The sequence below is a fragment of the Salmonella sp. SSDFZ54 genome (assembly GCF_004010735.1).
Lineage (GTDB): Bacteria > Pseudomonadota > Gammaproteobacteria > Enterobacterales > Enterobacteriaceae > Salmonella > Salmonella enterica.
In genome coordinates this window covers 190,699-212,479 of the sequence record NZ_CP034819.1, presented here as the reverse complement: position 1 = coordinate 212,479, position 21,781 = coordinate 190,699, and the positions used below count along the sequence as shown (strand labels likewise).

Sequence of the window (21,781 nt, the reverse complement as noted above, 5' to 3'; positions counted from 1 at the left end):
CATGAAAACCACACTGAAAAACCTTAGCGTGGCGTTAATGTTGGCAGGAATGACCATCGGAAGCGGCGCCGTGGCGGCTGAAAAAGTCGTTATCGCCCACCGTGGCGCCAGCGGTTATCTGCCGGAGCATACGCTACCGGCGAAAGCGATGGCGTATGCGCAAGGGGCAGATTATCTGGAACAAGATTTAGTGATGACAAAGGACGACCATCTGGTCGTCCTCCATGACCACTACCTTGACCGGGTAACTGACGTCGCTGATCGTTTTCCGGACCGGGCGCGTAAAGATGGGCGCTATTACGCTATCGATTTTACGCTGGATGAAATTAAATCCCTGAAGTTTACCGAAGGGTTTGATATTGAAAACGGCAAAAAAGTACAAACTTATCCGGGCCGTTTCCCGATGGGAAAATCTGATTTCCGCATTCATACCTTTGAAGAGGAAATTGAATTCGTTCAGGGATTAAATCACTCTACCGGTAAAAATATCGGTATTTATCCGGAAATTAAAGCGCCGTGGTTCCATCATCAGGAAGGGAAAGATATTGCCGCGAAAACGCTGGAAGTGCTGAAGAAGTATGGTTACACCGGCAAGCAGGACAATGTCTATTTGCAGTGTTTTGATGTCGCTGAGCTGAAACGTATTAAGAATGAACTGGAACCCAAAATGGGGATGGATCTCAATCTGGTTCAACTTATTGCGTATACCGACTGGAATGAAACACAGCAGAAACAGCCGGACGGTCGTTGGGTAAATTACAACTACGACTGGATGTTTAAGCCGGGCGCTATGAAGCAGGTGGCGGAATATGCGGACGGTATTGGTCCGGATTACCATATGCTGGTCGCGGAAGGCTCAACGAAAGGGAATATCAAGCTGACTGGAATGGTGCAAGACGCGCATCAGAATAAGATGGTAGTGCATCCTTACACTGTGCGTGCCGATCAATTGCCGGACTATGCCACAGACGTCAATCAGTTGTACGACATCCTGTATAACAAGGCGGGCGTCGACGGGCTGTTCACTGACTTCCCGGATAAGGCGGTCATGTTCCTGCAAAAAAATGACTAAAGGTTTGCCATAGTCGAAGTGACGCGCCGGATGAGGGCATAAACGCCTCATCCGGCCTGGCGCAACGTTTGCCAGCATAAGTCTGGTAAACGCAATGCCATCAGGCGGGGTTGTTTTATAGCAACCCCTCATCGGTCAGTGTTTCCATACATTTTTGTAATAAAAATAACGGACTTCCTTCTACCGGCGGTTCTTTTGCTAACAGGGAAATTTGTCGATAAAAGGTGGGTTCCAGCGCCACTGAGCATAATTTTCCTGTCGTGGCTTTTAAGGTTAATTCTGGCAATAAGGCGATACCTAATCCCTGGCGAATAAAATTCAGCGCAGTATCGGGATGGTTAAATTCATATTTAAATATCGGCTCAATACCCTTTTCTTTAAACAACGCCATAATGCTTAATTCATAACGACCTTTACTGACAATAAGTGGTTCGTCCATCAGTTCTTCGACCGTGACTGTACTATTGGCCGCCAGGGGATGATTTTCAGGCACCACTACGGTGAATTTATCTCGGTAAATGGGGACGCAATACATACCGTTGACCGGAAAAGGAACGAAACCGGCATCAATACTTCCGTCCTGCAGCGAATCAATAATAGCCGTACTGTTCTCTTCATAGGGGATAATTTTTACATTTGAATGATGGCTTTCAAAATAGCGAATGACGCCGGGTAAAATGCAGGCGCAGGCGCTGGGAAAACAGCCAATCCGTAGCGTACGGGCCGGGTTCTTTTTTTCTTGTTCGGCAATCTCTTTTACCGCGTTGACGTCGCGCTGGATCGCGCGTAAGTGCCTGACGATGCGGCTACCGGCGGCGGTAAGCTCAATCTCTTTACGACGCTCACGAATCAATATGTCAACGCCGAGCTCCTCCTCAAGCGCGGAGATGGCCTGGCTGACGGCGGATTGCGTCATGTATAGCCGTTTGCTGGCTTCGGTAAATCCGCCGTACTCCAGTACGGCAAGCAGGGCGTGGATTTGGGTTAGCGTCATTAGTAAAACCTAATCAATATAATTAAAACGATTAATTTTTCTAATAGAGTGCACTTGTTTATACTGTGATTCTATCGAATACATCACATTTTGACGCACCTGATAGGTGTTCAGTTGAGCTGAGCGTTGCCTGCGTGCGCCATCTGAACGGGTCGTTAAGAATGAAAGAAAAATTATGGACGAAGGATTTTTGGGCAATCACCATAGTCAGTTTTATTATCTTTTTTGTTTTTTATGTACTGCTAACTTTATTACCCATTTATATCGCTGACCACCTGCATGCTTCTGCAGATAAGGCCGGGCTGTTAGTGACATGTTTCCTGGCCGCGGCAATTGTTATTCGGCCATTTGCCGGACAGTGGGTGGGAAAATATTCGAATAAAAAGATTCTGGTGCTCTCTTCTCTGGCTTTTTTGGTGATTACCGCGCTGTATCCGGTTTGCCATTCTATCGAGTCGCTGCTCTTTATCCGCGTACTTCATGGGATTACGTTTGGTGTTATTACCACGGTAAAAGGAACTATTTCAGCGCGGTTAATTCCGGCCTCCCGACGTGGAGAGGGCATCAGCTTTTTCTCTTTAGCGATGGGCCTTGCGATGGTCGTAGGACCGTGGATCGGTTTGAATATGGCCCGCTGGAACGCGTTCACTGCCGCATTCTGGCTTTGTTCCGCTGTAGCGGCGTTAGGGATTGTACTTTCCCTGATTGTGACGGTCCCTCCGGTAATTCGTCATGCCGATGGTTCGAAACCGAATCTGGGTTTTGCCGCGATGTTTGACCGCGCCGCCTTGCCTTTTGCGCTGGTCACCTTTTTTATGACTTTCTCCTATGCCGGCGTATCGGCTTTCCTGGCGCTGTATGCGCGTGAGCTGGATTTAATGGCGGCGGCCAGTAATTTCCTGCTGTGCTACGCGATTTTCCTGATGATATGCCGTACCTTCACCGGGAATATTTGTGATAAAAAAGGGCCGAAATATGTTGTTTTCCCATGCCTGTTGGCTTTTACCATCGGTCTGGTGGCGCTGGGCTACACCAATGGCAGCATCATGATGATTATTTCCGGCGGTCTCATCGGTATCGGCTACGGTTCGGTCACGCCGGTTTTCCAGACGCAAATTATCAGCTCGGTTGAACCGCATAAAATCGGCGTGGCGAATTCACTGTTCTTTAACGCGATGGATGCCGGAATGGCGATTGGCGCCTTTATCATGGGAATGATGGTTGAGTCGGTTGGCTATCGTATGATTTATGTCGCTGGCGCGGTGCTGGTGGTACTCGCTGGCGCACTGTATGCCGTGCAGATGAAAAAACGTGGCGTGATGCCTTTGGTTTCCACCAGCGAGTTGCACTGAGTTACATCTCGATTTCGATATCGCCTTTTGCCCTGCAGCAGCAGGGCAAAATCTCTCCCGGCTGGATAAACGCTAAAGGTTCCGTAATCCAGTCAACCTGACCGGCAACCAGTCGGGTACGACAGGAGCCGCAATAACCTTCGCGGCACTGATACTCCACCTCAACGTTATGCGATTCCAGCGCGGCCAGCAGAGAAGGGTGTTCATCCTGGCACAGCAGTTGTGTGCCAGTGATACGCAGCGTGACGCGTCCCATCAGAGCTGGAAATTACTCAGATCGTCGGTATCGACTTCCGAATCGATTTGTCCGACCAGATAAGAGCTAACTTCCACTTCCTGTGGCGCGACCTGAACGTTATCGGACACCAGCCAGGTATTGATCCACGGGATTGGGTTAGAGCGGGTCTGGAACGGCAGATCCAGCCCTACCGCCTGCATACGAATATTAGTAATATATTCAACGTATTGACACAGGATATCTTTATTCAGGCCGATCATCGAACCGTCGCGGAACAGATAGTCCGCCCACTCTTTTTCCTGCTGCGCCGCCTGCACGAACAGGTCATAACATTCCTGTTTACACTCTTCGGCGATTTCCGCCATCTCCGGGTCGTCCACGCCGCTACGCAACAGGTTCAGCATATGTTGCGTGCCGGTCAGATGCAGAGCTTCGTCACGGGCGATCAGACGGATAATTTTGGCGTTGCCTTCCATCAGTTCACGCTCGGCAAATGCGAAAGAGCAGGCGAAGCTGACGTAGAAGCGAATGGCTTCCAGCGCGTTCACGCTCATCAGGCACAGATACAGTTTTTTCTTCAGCTCACGCAGATTCACGACAACCGTTTTGCCATTAACGGTATGGGTGCCTTCACCGAGCAGGTGCCAGTAACTGGTCATCTCAATAAGTTCGTCGTAGTAGGCGGAGATCCCTTCGGCGCGCTTCTGAATTTGCTCATTGGTCACGATATCGTCAAAAACGACAGCCGGATCGTTGACGATGTTACGAATAATGTGGGTGTAGGATCGTGAGTGAATCGTCTCAGAAAACGCCCAGGTCTCTACCCACGTCTCCAGCTCCGGGATGGAAATGAGCGGCAGCAGGGCGACGTTCGGGCTACGTCCCTGAATGGAATCCAGCAGCGTCTGGTATTTGAGGTTGCTGATGAAGATATGTTTTTCGTGCTCCGGCAACGCCTGATAATCGATACGATCGCGGGAGACGTCGACCTCTTCCGGACGCCAGAAGAAAGAGAGCTGCTTTTCGATCAGTTTTTCGAAGATGTCATATTTCTGCTGGTCATAGCGTGCAACGTTGACCGGCTGGCCAAAGAACATGGGTTCCTTGAGCTGATCGTTTTTCGTCTGTGAAAAAGTGGTGTATGCCATTGAAGTGAATCCTTTATGGGATGAGCGCCGGATGGCGGCGCAAGCGCCTTATCCGGCCTACAAACCGTACAATCGTAGGCCGGGTAAGCATAGCGCTACCCGGCACTATTCATCAGATCTTACAAGCGCCGCTTTCGCAGCCATCGTCCTGAATAGAAGGCGCCAAATCGTCCTGCGCATCTTCCGCGCCGTCGCGGGTATTTTGATAGTACAGCGTTTTCACGCCAAACTTATACGCGGTGAGCAAATCTTTCAGCAGTTGCTGCATCGGCACTTTTCCTGACGGGAAACGTGACGGATCGTAGTTGGTATTGGCGGAAATCGACTGATCGATAAACTTCTGCATGATACCCACCAGTTGCAGATAACCGTCGTTGTTCGGCATCTCCCACAACAGTTCGTAAGCGTCTTTCAGATGCTCATAATCCGGCACGACCTGACGCAAAATACCGTCTTTCGAGGCCTTGATGCTGACGTAGCCGCGCGGCGGCTCAATGCCGTTGGTGGCGTTGGAGATCTGGGACGACGTTTCCGACGGCATTAGCGCCGATAGCGTGGAGTTACGCAGACCGTGGGTTTTGATCGACTCACGCAGCTGTTCCCAGTCGTAGTGCAGCGGTTCGTTGACGATCGCATCCAGATCTTTTTTGTAGGTGTCGATCGGCAAAATGCCTTTTGCATAGGTGGTTTCGTTGAACCATGGGCAGGCGCCTTGCTCTTTCGCCAGTTCGTTGGACGCTTTAAGCAGATAGTACTGAATGGCTTCGAAGGTTTTATGCGTCAGATTATTGGCGCTGCCGTCGGAATAACGTTTACCGTTTTTCGCCAGCCAGTAGGCGAAGTTAATCACGCCAATGCCCAGCGTACGACGGCCCATTGCGCCGCGTTTGGCAGCCGGAATCGGGTAATCCTGATAATCGAGCAGAGCATCCAAAGCGCGTACTGCCAGAATAGCCAGTTCTTCCAGCTCGTCCAGAGTTTTAATGGCGCCCAGGTTGAATGCAGACAGCGTACACAACGCAATTTCGCCGTTTTCATCGTTGACATCGTTCAGCGGTTTGGTCGGCAGGGCAATCTCCAGACACAGGTTAGACTGGCGTACCGGGGCGACAACCGGATCGAACGGACTGTGAGTATTGCAGTGGTCAACGTTCTGGATATAGATACGACCGGTAGAGGCGCGTTCCTGCATCATCAGCGAGAACAGTTCGACCGCTTTCACACGCTGTTTGCGGATGCTGTCGTCGTTTTCATATTTCACGTACAGGCGTTCGAATTCGTCCTGGTCGGCGAAGAACGCATCGTATAGCCCGGGTACATCGGACGGACTGAACAGCGTAATGTCGCCGCCCTTCAGCAGGCGGGTATACATCAGTTTGTTGATCTGTACGCCGTAATCCATGTGACGTACGCGGTTGCCTTCCACGCCGCGGTTGTTTTTCAGCACCAGCAGGCTTTCCACTTCCAGGTGCCACATCGGATAGAACAGTGTCGCCGCGCCGCCGCGCACGCCGCCCTGCGAGCAGGATTTCACCGCCGTCTGGAAGTGCTTGTAGAACGGAATACAGCCGGTGTGGAACGCTTCGCCGCCACGAATCGGGCTGCCCAGCGCACGAATGCGGCCAGCGTTGATACCGATACCGGCGCGCTGAGAAACGTATTTCACGATAGCGCTGGAGGTGGCGTTGATGGAATCCAGACTGTCGCCACACTCGATCAGTACGCAGGAGCTGAACTGACGGGTTGGGGTACGCACACCGGACATGATGGGCGTCGGCAGCGAGATTTTGAACGTAGAGACCGCATCGTAAAAACGTTTTACATAGTCAAGACGCGTTTCACGCGGGTAGTTCGAGAACAGGCAGGCCGCTACCAGAATGTAGAGGAACTGTGCGCTTTCATAGATTTCGCCGGTCACGCGGTTTTGCACCAGATATTTCCCTTCCAGCTGCTTAACGGCAGCGTAGGAGAAGGTCATATCGCGATCGTGAACGATAAACGAATCCATCTGCTTGAACTCTTCTTCCGTGTAGTCTTCCAGCAGATGATTGTCGTATTTGCCAAGCTCAACCATTTTTACCACATGGTGGTAAAGTGCGGGCGGCTCAAACTGGCCGAAGGCTTTCTTACGCAGGTGGAAAATCGCCAGACGCGCAGCCAGGTATTGATAATCCGGCGCATCGCGAGAGATCAGGTCTGCGGCGGCCTTAATGATAGTTTCATGGATATCGGAGGTCTTAATCCCATCATAAAACTGAATATGCGAGCGTAGCTCGACCTGAGAAACCGATACGTTATTCAGTCCTTCTGCCGCCCAATCAAGCACGCGATGAATTTTGTCGAGATTGATGCGCTCAGTACGGCCGTCACGCTTTGTCACCAGCAGACTCTGATTCATGTGGTTTTCTACCTGTTTACCTGTCCGTGAAAGAAAAATATCCCCCCGCTTATCCACAACGCTACGTTGTGACTAACTCTGTGGATAAATACTATATATAGGGGGTAATCGATAAGTGAAACGCTATATGGTGAGTATTCTAGTAGGGATTCTTTTGAGTACAAGAGTTGATTTTGGCGTTAAATTGCGGTTGCAAAAGCGTAAGAATCGCTAAATGCGCGTCTGATAAGGCCTGGAGAGGATGTCAACAATTCATAAAAAAAAATCAAAATTTGATCGAATGCTGATTTCTTCATCGAAGAGAAAGGTTGCGCCCGATGATCTAACGCAACCCTTATAGGAAAATTCTTTGATGTCAGGCTTTTTTAGCGCGGGTATGCAACATGTAGTTAACGTCTACTCCGGGACCGAGTTTGAAAGTATTGGTTATCGGGTTGTAGTGCAGCCCGGTGATATGTTGCTCTTTCAGGACGGTTTCATCTACCCAGCTTAACAGTTCAGCAGGCTTAATGAATTTCTTCACGTCGTGCGTGCCTTTTGGCACCATGCGCAGAATATACTCAGCGCCGACGACCGCCATCAGCCAGGATTTTCCATTGCGGTTCAACGTTGAGAAGAACACCTCGCCGCCGGGTTTAACCAGTTGGGCGCAGGCGTGGACGACCGATTGCGGATCGGGAACATGCTCCAGCATTTCCATACAGGTGACGACGTCGTATTGCTGGGCGTGTTTTGCCGCATGTTCCTCAACCGTCTCCTGCACGTACTCTACCTCGATGCCGCTTTCCAGCGCATGCAGTTTGGCGACCTGCAAAGGCTCAAAGCCCATATCCAACCCGGTAACGGTAGCGCCTTCGCGTGCCATACTTTCCGCCAGAATGCCTCCGCCGCAGCCGACGTCGAGTACCTTTTTACCAAACAGGCCGCCTGAGCGCTCAGTAATGTAGCCAAGGCGTAGAGGGTTGATGCGATGCAATGGCTTGAATTCGCCCTCCAGATCCCACCAGCGCGACGCGACGGCTTCGAATTTGGCGATTTCATTATGGTCAACGTTGTGAGCTACCGACGGTTTTTCAGTGTTCATGAGTACATGAGATTCCGCTATTGATCTATCGGGGCAGTATAGCAGGTGCAAAGTCGCTGCGTTATATCTACTGCCGTCTTTATTACGCTTTCAGCGCAAGAAGTTTTCTTGCGCGTTCTGTAAAACCGCTACCGATGTGGTGCGTGATAAAATTACAGACGCCCTCGACGTTGTTGTTTTTTAACATATCCAAAATAGTGGCATGTCCACGGTTAGAGCTGGTGATATATTCAGCGGTAAAATCCAGTCTGTAGCGAATTGCCAATAAACGTGCTGAGATCAACAGGTGTGCTTGTGAAATGTATTTATTATCGGCATATTTCACAAAAACATAATGAAAATCATGATCCAGTTTGAGATAAGCTTGCGTATCTCGCTCTGCATTAATTTTTGCTGACTTCGATAAAATATTGCTTAATTCGACTATGACATTGTTAGCATTTTTCTCCATCGCTTCACGAATTGCGCCCTGTTCAAGGATAACCCTCATTTTGATGAGATCATTGATATCCTCGTCGGTGACAGAAAAAACAAATGTCCCACTGCGGGGAATGATGTTGACCAAGTTTTCATTATAGCTCAGCCAAATAAAAGCTTCACGAATTGGTGTTTTACTTACCATCAGAATATTTGATAGTTCATTTTCACTGATCGCTTGCCCAAGATCGAAATCGCCATGGATAATCATCTCCCTTATTTTCTCTTTAATCACCTGGGTGATGGATTTGGGTATTTCAATTGATATGTGACTAAAGTCACGCTTTAATCTATTTTTCATTTTCTTCTCCTCCATGGTTAAACCCGGCTCCATTGTAATTAATTTATTCAAAATTAACGGATCTAATATATCAGATATAAGAAAATTTACATACTTTATTGTTGTTATTGTATATTTCATTAAGTTTGCTTGCTGATATATCAGATATGACACATTAGCTTTTGAATTGTATTGTTTTTTACGTAACATCGATTCCGGTCAATACCCTTATTCATTGAATCATAAAAGGTGATGCAAAATGAGTAGTCCACAAGAAAATTTATACGATGCAATTCGTATTGTAAAAAGGAAAATCATTCCTTTGGCCTTTATTCTTTACTTTTTTAACTATATGGATCGTGTCAATATTGGGTTTGCTGCATTACGCATGAATGAATCTCTCGGTATTACGCCTGAGGATTTCGCTAATATTTCTTCTATATTCTTCATATCATATTTAATCTTTCAAATTCCGAGTAGCATTGGCTTGCAAAAGCTTGGTGCAAGAAAATGGATTAGTTCCATTATTATCGGCTGGGGAGCGGTAACAGGGCTGATTTTTTTTGCTAAAGATACTCAACATATTTTGCTGGCTCGCATTTTTTTGGGGGTATTTGAAGCTGGCTTTTTCCCGGGCATGGTTTATTATCTTGCATGCTGGTTCCCGGCTCGTGAACGCGGAAAAGTCAATAGTTTCTTCATGTTATCTATTGCTGTTGCATCGGTATTGGCTGCACCGATGTCTGGTTGGATCATCGAGCATTTGAATACCCCGGATTATGAAGGCTGGCGCTGGCTTTTTGCTATTGAAGGTATCCCTACCGTATTCCTTGGCATCCTGACATTTTATTTACTGCCTGACAGTCCAGAAAAGGCTAAATGGCTTACGCCACAGCAGATATCGGCCTTAGTTAATAAATTACGTACTGACAATGAAACCGCAGCTGCATTAAATAAAAATACCAACTCATCCTTTCTTTCCGTAATCAAAAATCCAGTTTTGCTTCAGCTTTCTTTCGCCTACATGTTGATTCAGGCGGCTGCTCTGGCGGCAAACTACTGGTTGCCGGGGTTGGTGAAGGGATTTTCAGCTGATTTTACGGATACTGACGTTGGTTTAATCATGAGTATTCCGTTTATTTTCGCTATGTTCAGCATGCCCTGGTGGGGCTGGCATTCCGATAAAAAGAATGAACGAAAATGGCATGCTGCATTACCCATGTTTCTGGCAGGCTGTGGTTTTCTGATGATTGCTCTTGTCCCCTCAATGTCGTTGAGAATGCTGGGGCTAACGTTCTATGGTGTTGGGATCCTCAGCTATTACGGACCTTACTGGGCGCTGCCTTCTGCATTATTGTCGCCGTCAGGGTTGGCTATCAGCATTGCGTTTATTAACTCATGTTCAAGTCTTGGCGGATTCCTGATTAATAAATCACTGGGATTCGTTTCTACTCATTATGGTGCGACAGGAATATTTATTGTAGAGGCAATACTTTGCTTCGCTGCGGTAGCCGTTCTGGCGTTAATGAAAATTGATGTGAAAAAAGAAAAAAGCCAACAAACAAATGTTGTATCACGAACCTGATAAATGGAGAAATTATGAAAATTACGTCTATTGAAGTTTTTGACTGTGAATTAAAAAAAAGAGATCAAACGATGTCCTCCTATAATCCAGTACTTATTCGGGTGAATACCGACTCAGGATTAAGTGGTATTGGCGAAGTAGGACTGGCCTATGGCGCAGGCGCTAAAGCTGGCGTAGGGATCATCAGAGATCTGGCGCCATTGATTGTGGGTGAAGATCCACTAAATATCGAAAAAATTTGGGAGTTCTTTTTCAGAAAGACTTTTTGGGGGATGGGGGGCGGGAACGTTTTTTATGCCGGAATGAGCGCTATTGATATTGCTCTTTGGGATATCAAAGGTAAATATTTAGGTGTACCTGTTTATCAGCTCCTTGGCGGGAAAACTAATGAAAAATTAAGAACCTATGCTAGTCAGTTACAATTTGGTTGGGGGGATAAACGCCAGATATTAGTGACACCTGATGAATATGCTGAGGCGGCGCGTGCGGCTCTTGACGATGGATATGATGCGATTAAAGTGGATCCACTCGAAATCGATCGTAATGGCGATGACTGTGTTTTTCAGAATAAAAATCGTAACTATTCAGGATTGTTACTGGCCGATCAATTAAAAATGGGGGAAGCGCGAATTGCCGCTATGCGTGAAGCAATGGGGGATGATGCTGATATTATCGTGGAAATCCATTCTCTTCTCGGTACAAACTCAGCTATTCAATTTGCGAAGGCGATAGAAAAGTATCGTATCTTTCTTTATGAAGAACCGATTCATCCATTAAATTCTGATAATATGCAGAAAGTTTCCCGTTCAACAACGATTCCAATCGCCACTGGCGAGCGTTCCTACACAAGATGGGGATACAGGGAATTACTGGAGAAGCAGTCTATTGCCGTAGCGCAACCTGATTTGTGTCTCTGCGGCGGAATTACCGAAGGAAAGAAAATCTGTGACTATGCTAATATTTATGACACCACTGTACAGGTGCATGTTTGCGGCGGTCCTGTTTCCACGGTAGCCGCGCTGCATATGGAAACAGCAATTCCCAACTTTATTATTCATGAGCATCATACCAATGCGATGAAAGCATCTATTCGGGAACTTTGTACCCACGATTATCAACCGGAAAATGGCTATTATGTCGCGCCGGAACAGCCCGGATTGGGTCAGGAATTAAACGATGAGGTAGTGAAAGAATACCTGGCCTATGTGATTAAATAGCATCTGGTGATACTGATTATGGTTTATGCCTCCCGGCATATCCCCTAAATAATTCGAGTTGCAGGATAAAATGGTTAACCGTCTTGAACAGCGCTTGCGCTAACCCCGACGGGGCGAGGCCCAGGGATGGGCCGAGTAACTTGCCGCCAACGCACATGAAACTTGAAGTATGACGGGTATACACGGGAGGTATTGATTTTCCAGCCTCTTCCTGGCCAGGCCCCGATCTCCCCTGTGTCGCCTCTGAAGCCGATCGCCAATAAACGCCGAGACCACGCTTATAAATGAAGAGAGCATGCGGCACCCGAATAAAGCATTGTCTGGCTGCATTCCGTTTACCAGTACGTGGGCGAATGTGTTATAATTTGCGACCTTTGAATCCGGGATACAGTAGAGGGATAGCGGTTAGATGAGCGACCTTGCGAGAGAAATTACACCGGTCAACATTGAGGAAGAGCTGAAGAGCTCCTATCTGGATTATGCGATGTCGGTCATTGTTGGCCGTGCGCTGCCGGATGTCCGAGATGGCCTGAAGCCGGTACACCGTCGCGTACTTTACGCCATGAACGTATTGGGCAATGACTGGAACAAAGCCTATAAAAAATCTGCCCGTGTCGTTGGTGACGTAATCGGTAAATACCATCCCCACGGCGATTTCGCAGTGTATGGCACCATCGTTCGTATGGCGCAGCCATTCTCGCTGCGTTACATGCTGGTGGATGGTCAGGGTAACTTCGGTTCTATTGACGGCGACTCCGCGGCGGCAATGCGTTATACGGAGATCCGTCTGGCGAAAATCGCCCACGAACTGATGGCCGATCTCGAAAAAGAGACGGTGGACTTCGTGGATAACTATGACGGTACGGAAAAAATTCCGGACGTCATGCCGACCAAAATTCCGAATCTGCTGGTGAACGGTTCTTCCGGTATCGCAGTTGGTATGGCGACGAATATCCCGCCGCACAACCTGACGGAAGTGATTAACGGCTGCCTGGCGTATATCGACAACGAAGACATCAGCATTGAAGGGCTGATGGAACATATTCCGGGTCCGGACTTCCCGACCGCCGCGATCATCAACGGTCGTCGTGGTATCGAAGAAGCCTACCGTACCGGTCGTGGCAAAGTGTACATCCGCGCCCGCGCGGAAGTTGAAGCTGACGCGAAAACGGGCCGTGAAACCATCATCGTCCATGAAATTCCCTATCAGGTGAACAAAGCGCGCCTGATCGAGAAAATCGCTGAGCTGGTGAAAGATAAACGCGTGGAAGGCATCAGCGCGCTGCGTGACGAATCCGACAAAGACGGTATGCGCATCGTGATTGAAGTGAAACGCGATGCGGTGGGCGAGGTGGTGCTTAATAATCTCTACTCCCAGACCCAGCTACAGGTTTCCTTCGGTATTAACATGGTGGCGCTGCATCACGGCCAGCCGAAGATCATGAACCTGAAAGACATCATTTCAGCGTTCGTGCGCCACCGCCGTGAAGTGGTGACGCGTCGTACTATTTTTGAACTGCGTAAAGCCCGTGACCGCGCGCATATCCTTGAAGCTCTGGCGATTGCGCTAGCTAACATCGACCCGATTATCGAACTGATTCGCCGCGCGCCAACGCCGGCGGAAGCAAAAGCGGCGCTGATTTCGCGTCCGTGGGACCTAGGCAACGTTGCTGCGATGCTGGAGCGCGCCGGTGATGACGCCGCGCGTCCGGAATGGCTGGAGCCAGAATTTGGCGTGCGTGACGGTCAGTACTACCTGACTGAACAGCAGGCGCAGGCGATTCTGGATCTGCGTTTGCAGAAACTGACCGGCCTGGAGCATGAAAAACTGCTCGACGAATACAAAGAGTTGCTGGAGCAGATTGCTGAACTGCTGCACATTCTGGGCAGCGCCGATCGCCTGATGGAAGTGATCCGCGAAGAGATGGAGTTAATTCGCGATCAGTTCGGCGATGAGCGTCGTACCGAAATCACCGCCAACAGCGCCGATATTAATATCGAAGATCTGATTAGCCAGGAAGATGTTGTCGTGACGCTGTCTCACCAGGGTTACGTCAAATATCAACCGCTGACAGATTACGAAGCGCAACGTCGTGGTGGGAAAGGTAAATCTGCCGCGCGTATTAAAGAAGAAGACTTTATCGACCGTCTGCTGGTGGCCAACACCCATGACACCATCCTCTGCTTCTCCAGCCGGGGCCGTCTGTACTGGATGAAGGTCTATCAGTTGCCGGAAGCCAGCCGTGGCGCGCGCGGTCGTCCGATCGTTAACCTGCTGCCGCTGGAAGCCAACGAACGTATCACCGCGATTCTGCCGGTTCGTGAATACGAAGAAGGCGTCAACGTCTTTATGGCGACCGCCAGCGGTACCGTGAAGAAAACGGCGCTGACCGAATTCAGCCGTCCGCGTTCCGCCGGTATTATCGCGGTGAACCTCAACGATGGCGACGAGCTGATTGGCGTTGACCTGACTTCTGGTTCTGACGAAGTCATGCTGTTCTCGGCCGCGGGTAAAGTGGTGCGCTTCAAAGAAGACGCCGTCCGTGCGATGGGGCGTACCGCGACCGGTGTGCGCGGTATTAAGCTGGCGGGAGACGATAAAGTCGTCTCTCTGATCATCCCACGCGGCGAAGGCGCTATTCTGACCGTAACGCAAAACGGCTACGGGAAGCGTACCGCAGCGGACGAGTACCCGACCAAGTCTCGTGCGACGCAGGGCGTTATCTCTATCAAAGTGACCGAGCGCAACGGTTCCGTTGTCGGTGCGGTACAGGTAGACGATTGCGACCAGATCATGATGATCACGGATGCCGGTACTCTGGTGCGTACCCGTGTGTCCGAGATCAGCGTAGTGGGACGTAATACCCAGGGCGTTATCCTTATCCGCACGGCGGAAGATGAAAACGTGGTGGGTCTGCAACGCGTTGCTGAACCGGTAGATGACGAAGAACTCGACGCTATCGACGGCAGCGTGGCCGAAGGGGATGAGGATATCGCCCCGGAAGCGGAAAGCGATGACGACGTTGCGGATGACGCTGACGAGTAATGTTATTGCTGTGCGAGGGCCGGATATCCGGCCCTTTTTCTTTGCCGTTGCGGGCTACGTCATTTACCGCTACCTTAGTCACACTCTATTTACATCCTGAGGCGGAGCTTCGCCCCTTTGAAATACCTTGCTTCCTTTCGAACTACGCTGAAAGTCTCGCGCTACTTATTCAGAGCGTTAGCGTTACTCATTTGGCTCTTAATCGCCTTTGTTTCGGTGTTTTACATCGTCAATGCCCTGCACCAGCGGGAGTCTGAAATTCGTCAGGAGTTCAACCTTAGCTCCGATCAGGCGCAGCGTTTTATCCAGCGCACGTCGGACGTGATGAAAGAGCTCAAATATATCGCCGAGAACCGTTTAACGGCGGAAAACGGCGTCATGTCGTCGCGTGCGCGTGATGACAAAATGGTGGTGCCGGACTTTGAACCGCTATTTGCCGACTCAGACTGTGCGGCGATGGGCTCCGCCTGGCGTGGATCGCTGGAGTCGCTGGCCTGGTTTATGCGTTACTGGCGCGACAACTTTTCAGCGGCGTATGATCTTAACCGCGTTTTCCTGATTGGCAGCGATAACCTCTGTATGGCGAATTTCGGCCTGCGTGAAATGCCCGTGGAGCGCGATGATGCGTTAAAAGCGTTACATGAGCGGATTATGAAATACCGCAACGCGCCGCAGGAAGAAAGTGGGAATAACCTTTTCTGGATAAGCCAGGGCGCGCGTCAGGGCGTGGGCTACTTTTATGCGCTGACGCCGGTGTATCTGGCCAACCGTCTGCAGGCGCTGCTGGGCGTCGAGCAGTCCATCCGTATGGAAAATTTTTTCACGCCCGGCAGTTTGCCGATGGGCGTCACTATTATTGATGAGAACGGCCATTCGCTGATTTCGTTGACCGGTCCTGACGGCAATATTAAAGCGGAGCCGCGCTGGATGCAGGAGCGCTCCTGGTTTGGTTATACGCCAGGTTTTCGCGAACTGGTACTCAAAAAAAGCCTGCCGCCATCCTCGCTCAGTATTGTCTATTCTGTGCCTGTAGATTTAGTCCTGGAGCGTATTCGTATTCTTATCCTGAATGCTATCCTGCTGAACGTGCTGGTGGGCGCAGGGCTGTTTACGCTTGCGCGGATGTATGAGCGGCGAATTTTCATTCCGGCGGAGAGCGATGCCCAGCGTCTGGAAGAACATGAACAGTTCAACCGTAAAATCGTTGCCTCCGCGCCGGTGGGGATCTGTATTCTGCGTACTATTGATGGTGTCAATATTCTGAGTAACGAACTGGCGCACACCTACCTGAACATGCTCACGCATGAAGACAGACAGCGCCTGACGCAAATCATTTGCGGCCAGCAGGTCAACTTTGTTGATGTATTGACCAGCAATAATACCAATTTGCAAATTAGCTTCGTCCATTCCCGCTATCGCAATGAAAACGTCGCGATTTGCGTGTTGGTAGATGTGAGTACGCGCGTCAAAATGGAAGAGTCGCTGCAGGAGATGGCGCAGGCGGCGGAACAGGCGAGCCAGTCTAAATCCATGTTCCTTGCGACGGTCAGCCATGAATTGCGCACACCGCTGTACGGTATCATTGGCAATCTCGATCTGCTGCAAACCAAAGAGCTGCCAAAAGGCGTGGATCGTCTGGTCACGGCGATGAATAACTCCTCCAGTCTGTTGCTGAAAATTATCAGCGACATTCTCGACTTCTCGAAAATTGAGTCGGAACAGCTAAAGATTGAGCCGCGCGAATTTTCACCGCGAGAGGTGATGAACCATATCACCGCCAATTATCTGCCGCTGGTGGTGCGTAAGCAGCTCGGCCTGTATTGTTTTATTGAGCCTGACGTGCCGGTATCGCTGAACGGCGACCCGATGCGTTTACAGCAGGTCATTTCAAACCTGTTGAGCAACGCCATTAAGTTTACCGATATTGGCTGCATCGTGCTGCATGTGCGCTGTGATGGGGATTATCTCAGCATTCGCGTGCGGGATACCGGCGTCGGTATTCCGGCAAAAGAGGTGGTTCCCCTGTTCGATCCCTTCTTCCAGGTGGGAACCGGCGTACAGCGTAACTTTCAGGGGACCGGTCTGGGGCTGGCGATTTGCGAAAAATTGATCAGCATGATGGACGGCGATATTTCCGTCGATTCGGAGCCGGGCATGGGAAGCCAGTTTACGCTGCGTATCCCGCTTTATGGCGCGCAATACCCAGTGAAAAAGAGTGTGGAAGGACTCGCCGGAACCTGCTGTTGGCTGGCGGTGCGCAATACTTCTTTGTGCCAGTTTATTGAGACCAGTCTGGCGCGTAGCGGCGTTCATACGCAGCGTTATGAAGGGCAAGAACCCGCCGCGGACGATATTTTGATTGTCGATGACGCGCTGGAGCATACCTGGCAGGGGAGGGCGGCGGTCGTCTTTTGCCGCCGTCATATCGGGATTCCGTTGGAAAGAGCGCCGGGCGAGTGGGTGCATAGTGTGGCGTCGGTGCATGAGTTGCCCGCACTGTTGGCGCGTATTTATAGTATTGAGCTGGATAGTGAAGCGCTTTCCAGCGCATTGCCGACGACGGATAAAACCGCAGATTCAAATGACGACATGATGATTCTGGTCGTTGACGATCATCCGATCAATCGCCGTCTGCTGGCCGATCAATTGGGATCGCTGGGATATCAGTGTAAGACAGCCAATGATGGTGTGGACGCTCTGAATGTTCTGAGTAAAAATGCTATCGATATTGTTCTGAGCGATGTGAACATGCCGAACATGGACGGCTATCGCCTGACGCAGCGTATCCGTCAGCTTGGGCTGACGCTGCCTGTCGTCGGCGTGACGGCGAACGCGCTGGCGGAAGAGAAACAACGTTGCCTGGAGTCCGGTATGGACAGCTGTTTGTCGAAGCCTGTGACGCTGGATGTGTTGAAACAGACGCTGGCGGTGTATGCCGAGCGGGTACGTAAAACGCGGGCATAAAAAATGCCGGATGGCGGCGTCGCCTGTCCGGCCTGTAAAAGATGAGTCGACTGGTAGGCCTGATAAGCGTAGCGCCATCAGGCTGGGTAACATAAAAGCGATTTATTCTTTGTCTGTCGGACTCAGGGTGACGGAAGAGAGATAGTTGAGCAGCGCGATATCATTTTCTACGCCCAGTTTCATCATCGCCGATTTCTTCTGGCTGCTGATGGTCTTAATGCTGCGGTTGAGCTTCTTGGCGATTTCGGTGACCAGGAAACCCTCGGCGAACAGGCGTAATACTTCGCTCTCTTTTGGCGACAGGCGCTTATCGCCGTAACCGCCTGCGCTGATTTTTTCCAGCAGACGAGAAACGCTTTCTGGGGTGAATTTTTTGCCTTTTTGCAGCGCGGCCAGCGCCTTAGGCAGATCGGTTGGCGCACCCTGTTTGAGTACGATCCCTTCAATATCAAGATCCAACACGGCGCTCAGGATCGCCGGATTGTTGTTCATGGTCAGAACGATAATAGACAGGCTCGGAAAATGACGCTTGATGTACTTGATCAAGGTGATCCCATCGCCGTATTTATCTCCCGGCATGGAGAGGTCAGTGATCAACACATGCGCATCTAATTTCGGCAGGTTGTTGATCAATGCTGTGGAATCTTCAAATTCGCCGACAACATTCACCCACTCGATTTGTTCAAGTGATTTGCGAATACCGAACAGTACAATCGGGTGGTCATCGGCAATAATTACGTTCATATTGTTCATGTATTGGGCTACCTTGCTACAGCAAGCTTTTGACGTAGGCGTCAATGTCGCTGATATATTTTTCTATACCTGGAGCATCTTTCTCACGAATCAGATGTTCCAGCGTTTCACATAACTGCTTGCCGGGTACCAGATTAAGCATGGCAAACACCCCTTTCAGGCGGTGGGCCGTTTGGGCCAGCGCAGCGAAATCGCTGGTTGCCGCCTCAGTATACAACCTCTTAACATCATCCGGTACTGTGTCTACAAATAGCGCATAATAGCCGCTGGCATGAAGCTCGGCATTTTCATCTCCGCCGAGCGGGGAGGCGGGAATCTCTTCCTGCGCCAGCTGCTCTTCGATAAGTTGTAGTACAGCTTCCTGCATAGCATTGCTCATATTAAAGTTGACGCGCAACTGACCCGGGCCAATTTTCCGCACGCCTGACTCATCATCGCTTAAAAGCAAGCCCGAGGCAGTAAGATTAGACGGATTATCCGTTAAAAAGAGATCATATTCTTGACTTATCTGCCTTTCATCCGGCGTGATGCAGGTGGCGCCCCAGTTTTCTAACTGACGCAGCACAATCGCGCGAACCTCGTTGGACGTCACATCGACCATCACGCTCACGTCGTCCAGCAGGCGCTCTTCGACCTGAGTATGCTGATCGTGAGGAAGCATTTTGACATGAACGGTATAGCGCGTGCCCAGCGTTTCTCGCGCTTTAATGTTGAGATGACCGCCCAGTTTGCGCGCCAGTTGATTGCACAGCCAGAAGGTGAGCGGATTCGCTTTGCCGTAACGATCGCCCTGCGTTTCATTCATATACGGGAAATGCAGATTATCAATCTCGTTTAACGTTACACCTTCGCCCGTATCCAGAATACGGAAAGTCAGACGCTCCGCGATAGATTCATCCTGCTCGACTTCAAGCGTAATTTTACCTATAGCGGTCGTTGTGACGGCATACTGAATCAACAGCAGCAAAATTCGGCGCAGGGCGTCGCGATCGCCCCAGCGTTCATCGTTGCCGCTAAGATGGTTATTAATCAGCAGTTGCAGCCCTTTACGCTTAATGGCGGGCAGCACTTCCGGCACGACTTCGTCAATAAGATCCTGCAGGGAGAACAGCGTTGCTTCGCTCTTCCATGCGTCATTTTCCAGCATATTCGCCAGTTGGATTTCATCGATCATACGTACCAATACATCCGCCTGATCCGCCAGTTTCAGGCTTTCCGGCGTGGTGACTGCCGCGGCGTTAACCGCCAGTTGGCGTACGGGCTCTTTAAGCGTGTTGCTGATATTTTGCATAAAGGCGGCGCGGCCCTGCTGATTCTTCTCATACAAACGCTGCGCCTGTTTAAGCTTCTTATTCACCAGCACTTCCCGGTCCTGATCGCGAATAATAAAGATCTGCGTGCGGGGGGCGATCTGGCTGCGAAACAGACGGATCTCATACAGTTCGTTATTAATTGTCGCCTGAATCACGCCCTGATGCTGTTCCGCCATGCTGGTAATATTTTGTAGGTTAAGATGCGGCAACAGATGATCGGCGATTTTATTGCTGATCACGGTGCGGTTTCCTTCCTGATCGTAGACCAGCAGACCCAGCGGCAGCAGAGAAACGATCTCTTCATTAATGGCGCGTAAGACGCGAAGCTCGTTATTCGCCGCGTTGCCGGATGTCGATTCCGTCGACCGTCCCGGCTGATGACGGAACGTGGCGTAGCCAAATAACGCCAACGCCAGCAGCCCGATGTTCAGCAGTAAAGGCAGCAAAATATTTTGCAGCGTATCAAGCAAAAGCGTACCGAACGGTACCTGCCAGATCAGGCGCATTCCGGTAGAGTTAAGCGCTGAGGAGATCTCAATTTTTGAACCGTTAAAGCTAATCGTGACGCTATCAGGCGCTTCCTTTTCACTGCTTCGCCCCGTCGCCTGGGTTGCGTCAGGCTCTATCCGAAAACTGTCCAGCGGCATTCCCGGCGGGATTAAATCATTAATGGGCAGATCAAACGCCACCACGGTTGCCAGATGTCCTGGCTGATTGAAGGTCGTGCGCAGCGTAAAATAGTGACCGTTTTGCCAGGCCAGTTTTCGCAATGAGGAGAAACTTTCGCGCTCATCCAGTGCATTCGCCTGCTGCAACATCTCTGCCCGGCGGGAATCGACGATATTGCCAATAGTGGACTCTTTAAAGCCGGAAGAGAGATCTTTCAACGGTAGGGTAGAGATAAGAATCAGGCTGTTATCCTGTCCGTTGAGGTAATACATGGACCACGGCACGTTTTCCGCGCCCCACAGCGTATCCAGATAAGTTGACATACGCTGCGTCATTTCCAGCGTGGCGCTGTCATGGGAACCGAAAATCAGCGCTTCAGTTTTACGTCGCGGCTTTTCAAGATAATACACATCCTGCTTCAGACGCGTTTCCTGAAGTCCTTCACCTGTCGATGGCGTAGTGGTCGCGGCGATGTTGTCATAAATTTGCCAGGTAACATACCGCCAGGTATCCACGCGTTTATGAATAGCGTGGGTGATATCGACAATTTGATAGCTTTTGTCTTTCAACCAGGCGTTGACGGCGCTCTGTACCATAACGCCCATCGTTACCAGCAGCACAATGATCAGCAATAAGAAGAAACGGGTAATGCTTCCCGGTAGAAGGGAGAATCGGGTAGAGACCGTTGTGTCAGACTGACTCATTTATGTTTACGACCTGTAAAAGCAACGCTGAAGGTGAAGGGCAGTATAAAGGGTAATGAATGAATTTCCAGACACTTACGTCATGCCGGGCAACTTAACACGCGCTCCGTCGGCGGGACGGGAAAAGCGTACAACCTTCGCAGAACGGTACAAATATAAAGACTACTTATAAATGTTTAGCACTAAATATCAAGAAATTATTTGCTAATGTCTTACGAACGGTCGAGCAGGGGAGTGTAGTGAATAACCGTGATAGTTTTAGGCAGGTAGCATAAATCAGCCGGGTGTGTCTGAAAAAGGCTAAAAAAAACCGAATGCGAAGCATCCGGTTGAAATAGGGGTAAACAGACATTCAGAAGTGAATGACGGTAATAAATAAAGTTAATGATGATAGCGGGCACTATTTTAGTTGCGAATGAAGATTCTGTTTTATCATTCAGTGCTATGAATTTCATCAATTTAACCCATTGATTTTAAAAGTCTCGTG

At 49.9% G+C, this 21,781-nt stretch carries 14 protein-coding genes; 6 read left to right on the top strand and 8 right to left on the bottom strand.

What is annotated here, in order from left to right:
* Position 1: 1 nt before the first annotated feature.
* Complete coding sequence (gene glpQ / locus EOS97_RS00995; RefSeq protein ID WP_000858952.1) at positions 2 to 1,072, top strand: glycerophosphodiester phosphodiesterase; 1,071 nt, start codon at positions 2 to 4, stop codon at positions 1,070 to 1,072.
* A gap of 115 nt (positions 1,073 to 1,187) precedes the next feature.
* On the opposite strand, the gene EOS97_RS00990 is transcribed toward glpQ, so the two are convergent.
* A complete protein-coding gene (locus EOS97_RS00990; RefSeq protein ID WP_000176727.1) occupies positions 1,188 to 2,066 on the bottom strand; it encodes a LysR family transcriptional regulator in 879 nt (292 codons plus the stop codon).
* Between the two features lie 161 nt (positions 2,067 to 2,227).
* On the opposite strand from EOS97_RS00990, the gene EOS97_RS00985 reads away from it, so the two are divergent.
* Positions 2,228 to 3,418 (top strand): MFS transporter, encoded by a 1,191-nt coding sequence (locus EOS97_RS00985; protein ID WP_000660236.1) that lies wholly within the window; start codon positions 2,228 to 2,230, stop codon positions 3,416 to 3,418.
* 1 nt (position 3,419) lies between these two features.
* On the opposite strand, the gene yfaE is transcribed toward EOS97_RS00985, so the two are convergent.
* The 5 genes from yfaE to EOS97_RS00960 form a co-directional block, all read right to left on the bottom strand.
* Entirely contained in the window at positions 3,420 to 3,674 is a 255-nt protein-coding gene (gene yfaE / locus EOS97_RS00980) for a ferredoxin-like diferric-tyrosyl radical cofactor maintenance protein YfaE (protein WP_000533921.1), read from the bottom strand.
* Positions 3,674 to 4,804 carry a class Ia ribonucleoside-diphosphate reductase subunit beta gene (nrdB, locus tag EOS97_RS00975; RefSeq protein WP_000332026.1) on the bottom strand — a complete coding sequence of 377 codons (1,131 nt, stop codon included), beginning with the start codon at positions 4,802 to 4,804 and terminating at the stop codon, positions 3,674 to 3,676. The genes yfaE and nrdB overlap by 1 nt, the downstream gene beginning before the upstream one ends.
* Before the next feature lie 112 nt (positions 4,805 to 4,916).
* A complete protein-coding gene (nrdA, locus tag EOS97_RS00970) occupies positions 4,917 to 7,202 on the bottom strand; it encodes a class 1a ribonucleoside-diphosphate reductase subunit alpha (protein ID WP_001076494.1) in 2,286 nt (761 codons plus the stop codon).
* A 355-nt stretch (positions 7,203 to 7,557) separates the two neighbouring features.
* Positions 7,558 to 8,286: a bifunctional 2-polyprenyl-6-hydroxyphenol methylase/3-demethylubiquinol 3-O-methyltransferase UbiG gene (gene ubiG, locus EOS97_RS00965; RefSeq protein ID WP_001091009.1), complete on the bottom strand. Its 729-nt coding sequence runs from the start codon at positions 8,284 to 8,286 to the stop codon at positions 7,558 to 7,560.
* Positions 8,287 to 8,368: 82 nt separating this feature from the next.
* Positions 8,369 to 9,253, bottom strand: coding sequence for a GntR family transcriptional regulator (locus EOS97_RS00960; RefSeq protein WP_000944714.1), 885 nt, complete (start codon positions 9,251 to 9,253; stop codon positions 8,369 to 8,371).
* A gap of 49 nt (positions 9,254 to 9,302) precedes the next feature.
* Between EOS97_RS00960 and EOS97_RS00955 the strand changes: the two genes are divergently transcribed.
* From EOS97_RS00955 to rcsC, 4 genes are all read left to right on the top strand, one after another.
* A complete protein-coding gene (locus EOS97_RS00955) occupies positions 9,303 to 10,628 on the top strand; it encodes an MFS transporter (protein WP_000098078.1) in 1,326 nt (441 codons plus the stop codon).
* 14 nt (positions 10,629 to 10,642) lie between these two features.
* Positions 10,643 to 11,845 carry a mandelate racemase/muconate lactonizing enzyme family protein gene (locus EOS97_RS00950; protein WP_000705581.1) on the top strand — a complete coding sequence of 401 codons (1,203 nt, stop codon included), beginning with the start codon at positions 10,643 to 10,645 and terminating at the stop codon, positions 11,843 to 11,845.
* A 409-nt stretch (positions 11,846 to 12,254) separates the two neighbouring features.
* Positions 12,255 to 14,891, top strand: a complete 2,637-nt coding sequence (gyrA, locus tag EOS97_RS00945) for a DNA topoisomerase (ATP-hydrolyzing) subunit A (RefSeq protein WP_001281214.1) — start codon at positions 12,255 to 12,257, stop codon at positions 14,889 to 14,891.
* Positions 14,892 to 15,008: 117 nt separating this feature from the next.
* Positions 15,009 to 17,855: a two-component system sensor histidine kinase RcsC gene (gene rcsC, locus EOS97_RS00940; protein WP_127836101.1), complete on the top strand. Its 2,847-nt coding sequence runs from the start codon at positions 15,009 to 15,011 to the stop codon at positions 17,853 to 17,855.
* A gap of 102 nt (positions 17,856 to 17,957) precedes the next feature.
* On the opposite strand, the gene rcsB is transcribed toward rcsC, so the two are convergent.
* On the bottom strand, positions 17,958 to 18,608 hold the full coding sequence (gene rcsB, locus EOS97_RS00935) for a response regulator transcription factor RcsB (protein ID WP_001061919.1): 651 nt from the start codon (positions 18,606 to 18,608) through the stop codon (positions 17,958 to 17,960).
* Between the two features lie 16 nt (positions 18,609 to 18,624).
* Entirely contained in the window at positions 18,625 to 21,294 is a 2,670-nt protein-coding gene (rcsD, locus tag EOS97_RS00930) for a phosphotransferase RcsD (protein ID WP_023195162.1), read from the bottom strand.
* Positions 21,295 to 21,781 lie beyond the last annotated feature (487 nt).

Bases quoted from the DNA above. Each gene is read 5' to 3' on its own strand.
- EOS97_RS00960 (WP_000944714.1), bottom strand. From the start codon at position 9,253: ATGTTACGTAAAAAACAATACAATTCAAAAGCTAATGTGTCATATCTG.
- EOS97_RS00985 (WP_000660236.1), top strand. From the start codon at position 2,228: ATGAAAGAAAAATTATGGACGAAGGATTTTTGGGCAATCACCATAGTC.
- nrdB (WP_000332026.1), bottom strand. From the start codon at position 4,804: ATGGCATACACCACTTTTTCACAGACGAAAAACGATCAGCTCAAGGAA.
- glpQ (WP_000858952.1), top strand. From the start codon at position 2: ATGAAAACCACACTGAAAAACCTTAGCGTGGCGTTAATGTTGGCAGGA.
- nrdA (WP_001076494.1), bottom strand. From the start codon at position 7,202: ATGAATCAGAGTCTGCTGGTGACAAAGCGTGACGGCCGTACTGAGCGC.
- EOS97_RS00950 (WP_000705581.1), top strand. From the start codon at position 10,643: ATGAAAATTACGTCTATTGAAGTTTTTGACTGTGAATTAAAAAAAAGA.
- rcsB (WP_001061919.1), bottom strand. From the start codon at position 18,608: ATGAACAATATGAACGTAATTATTGCCGATGACCACCCGATTGTACTG.
- rcsD (WP_023195162.1), bottom strand. From the start codon at position 21,294: ATGAGTCAGTCTGACACAACGGTCTCTACCCGATTCTCCCTTCTACCG.
- gyrA (WP_001281214.1), top strand. From the start codon at position 12,255: ATGAGCGACCTTGCGAGAGAAATTACACCGGTCAACATTGAGGAAGAG.
- EOS97_RS00990 (WP_000176727.1), bottom strand. From the start codon at position 2,066: ATGACGCTAACCCAAATCCACGCCCTGCTTGCCGTACTGGAGTACGGC.
- EOS97_RS00955 (WP_000098078.1), top strand. From the start codon at position 9,303: ATGAGTAGTCCACAAGAAAATTTATACGATGCAATTCGTATTGTAAAA.
- yfaE (WP_000533921.1), bottom strand. From the start codon at position 3,674: ATGGGACGCGTCACGCTGCGTATCACTGGCACACAACTGCTGTGCCAG.
- ubiG (WP_001091009.1), bottom strand. From the start codon at position 8,286: ATGAACACTGAAAAACCGTCGGTAGCTCACAACGTTGACCATAATGAA.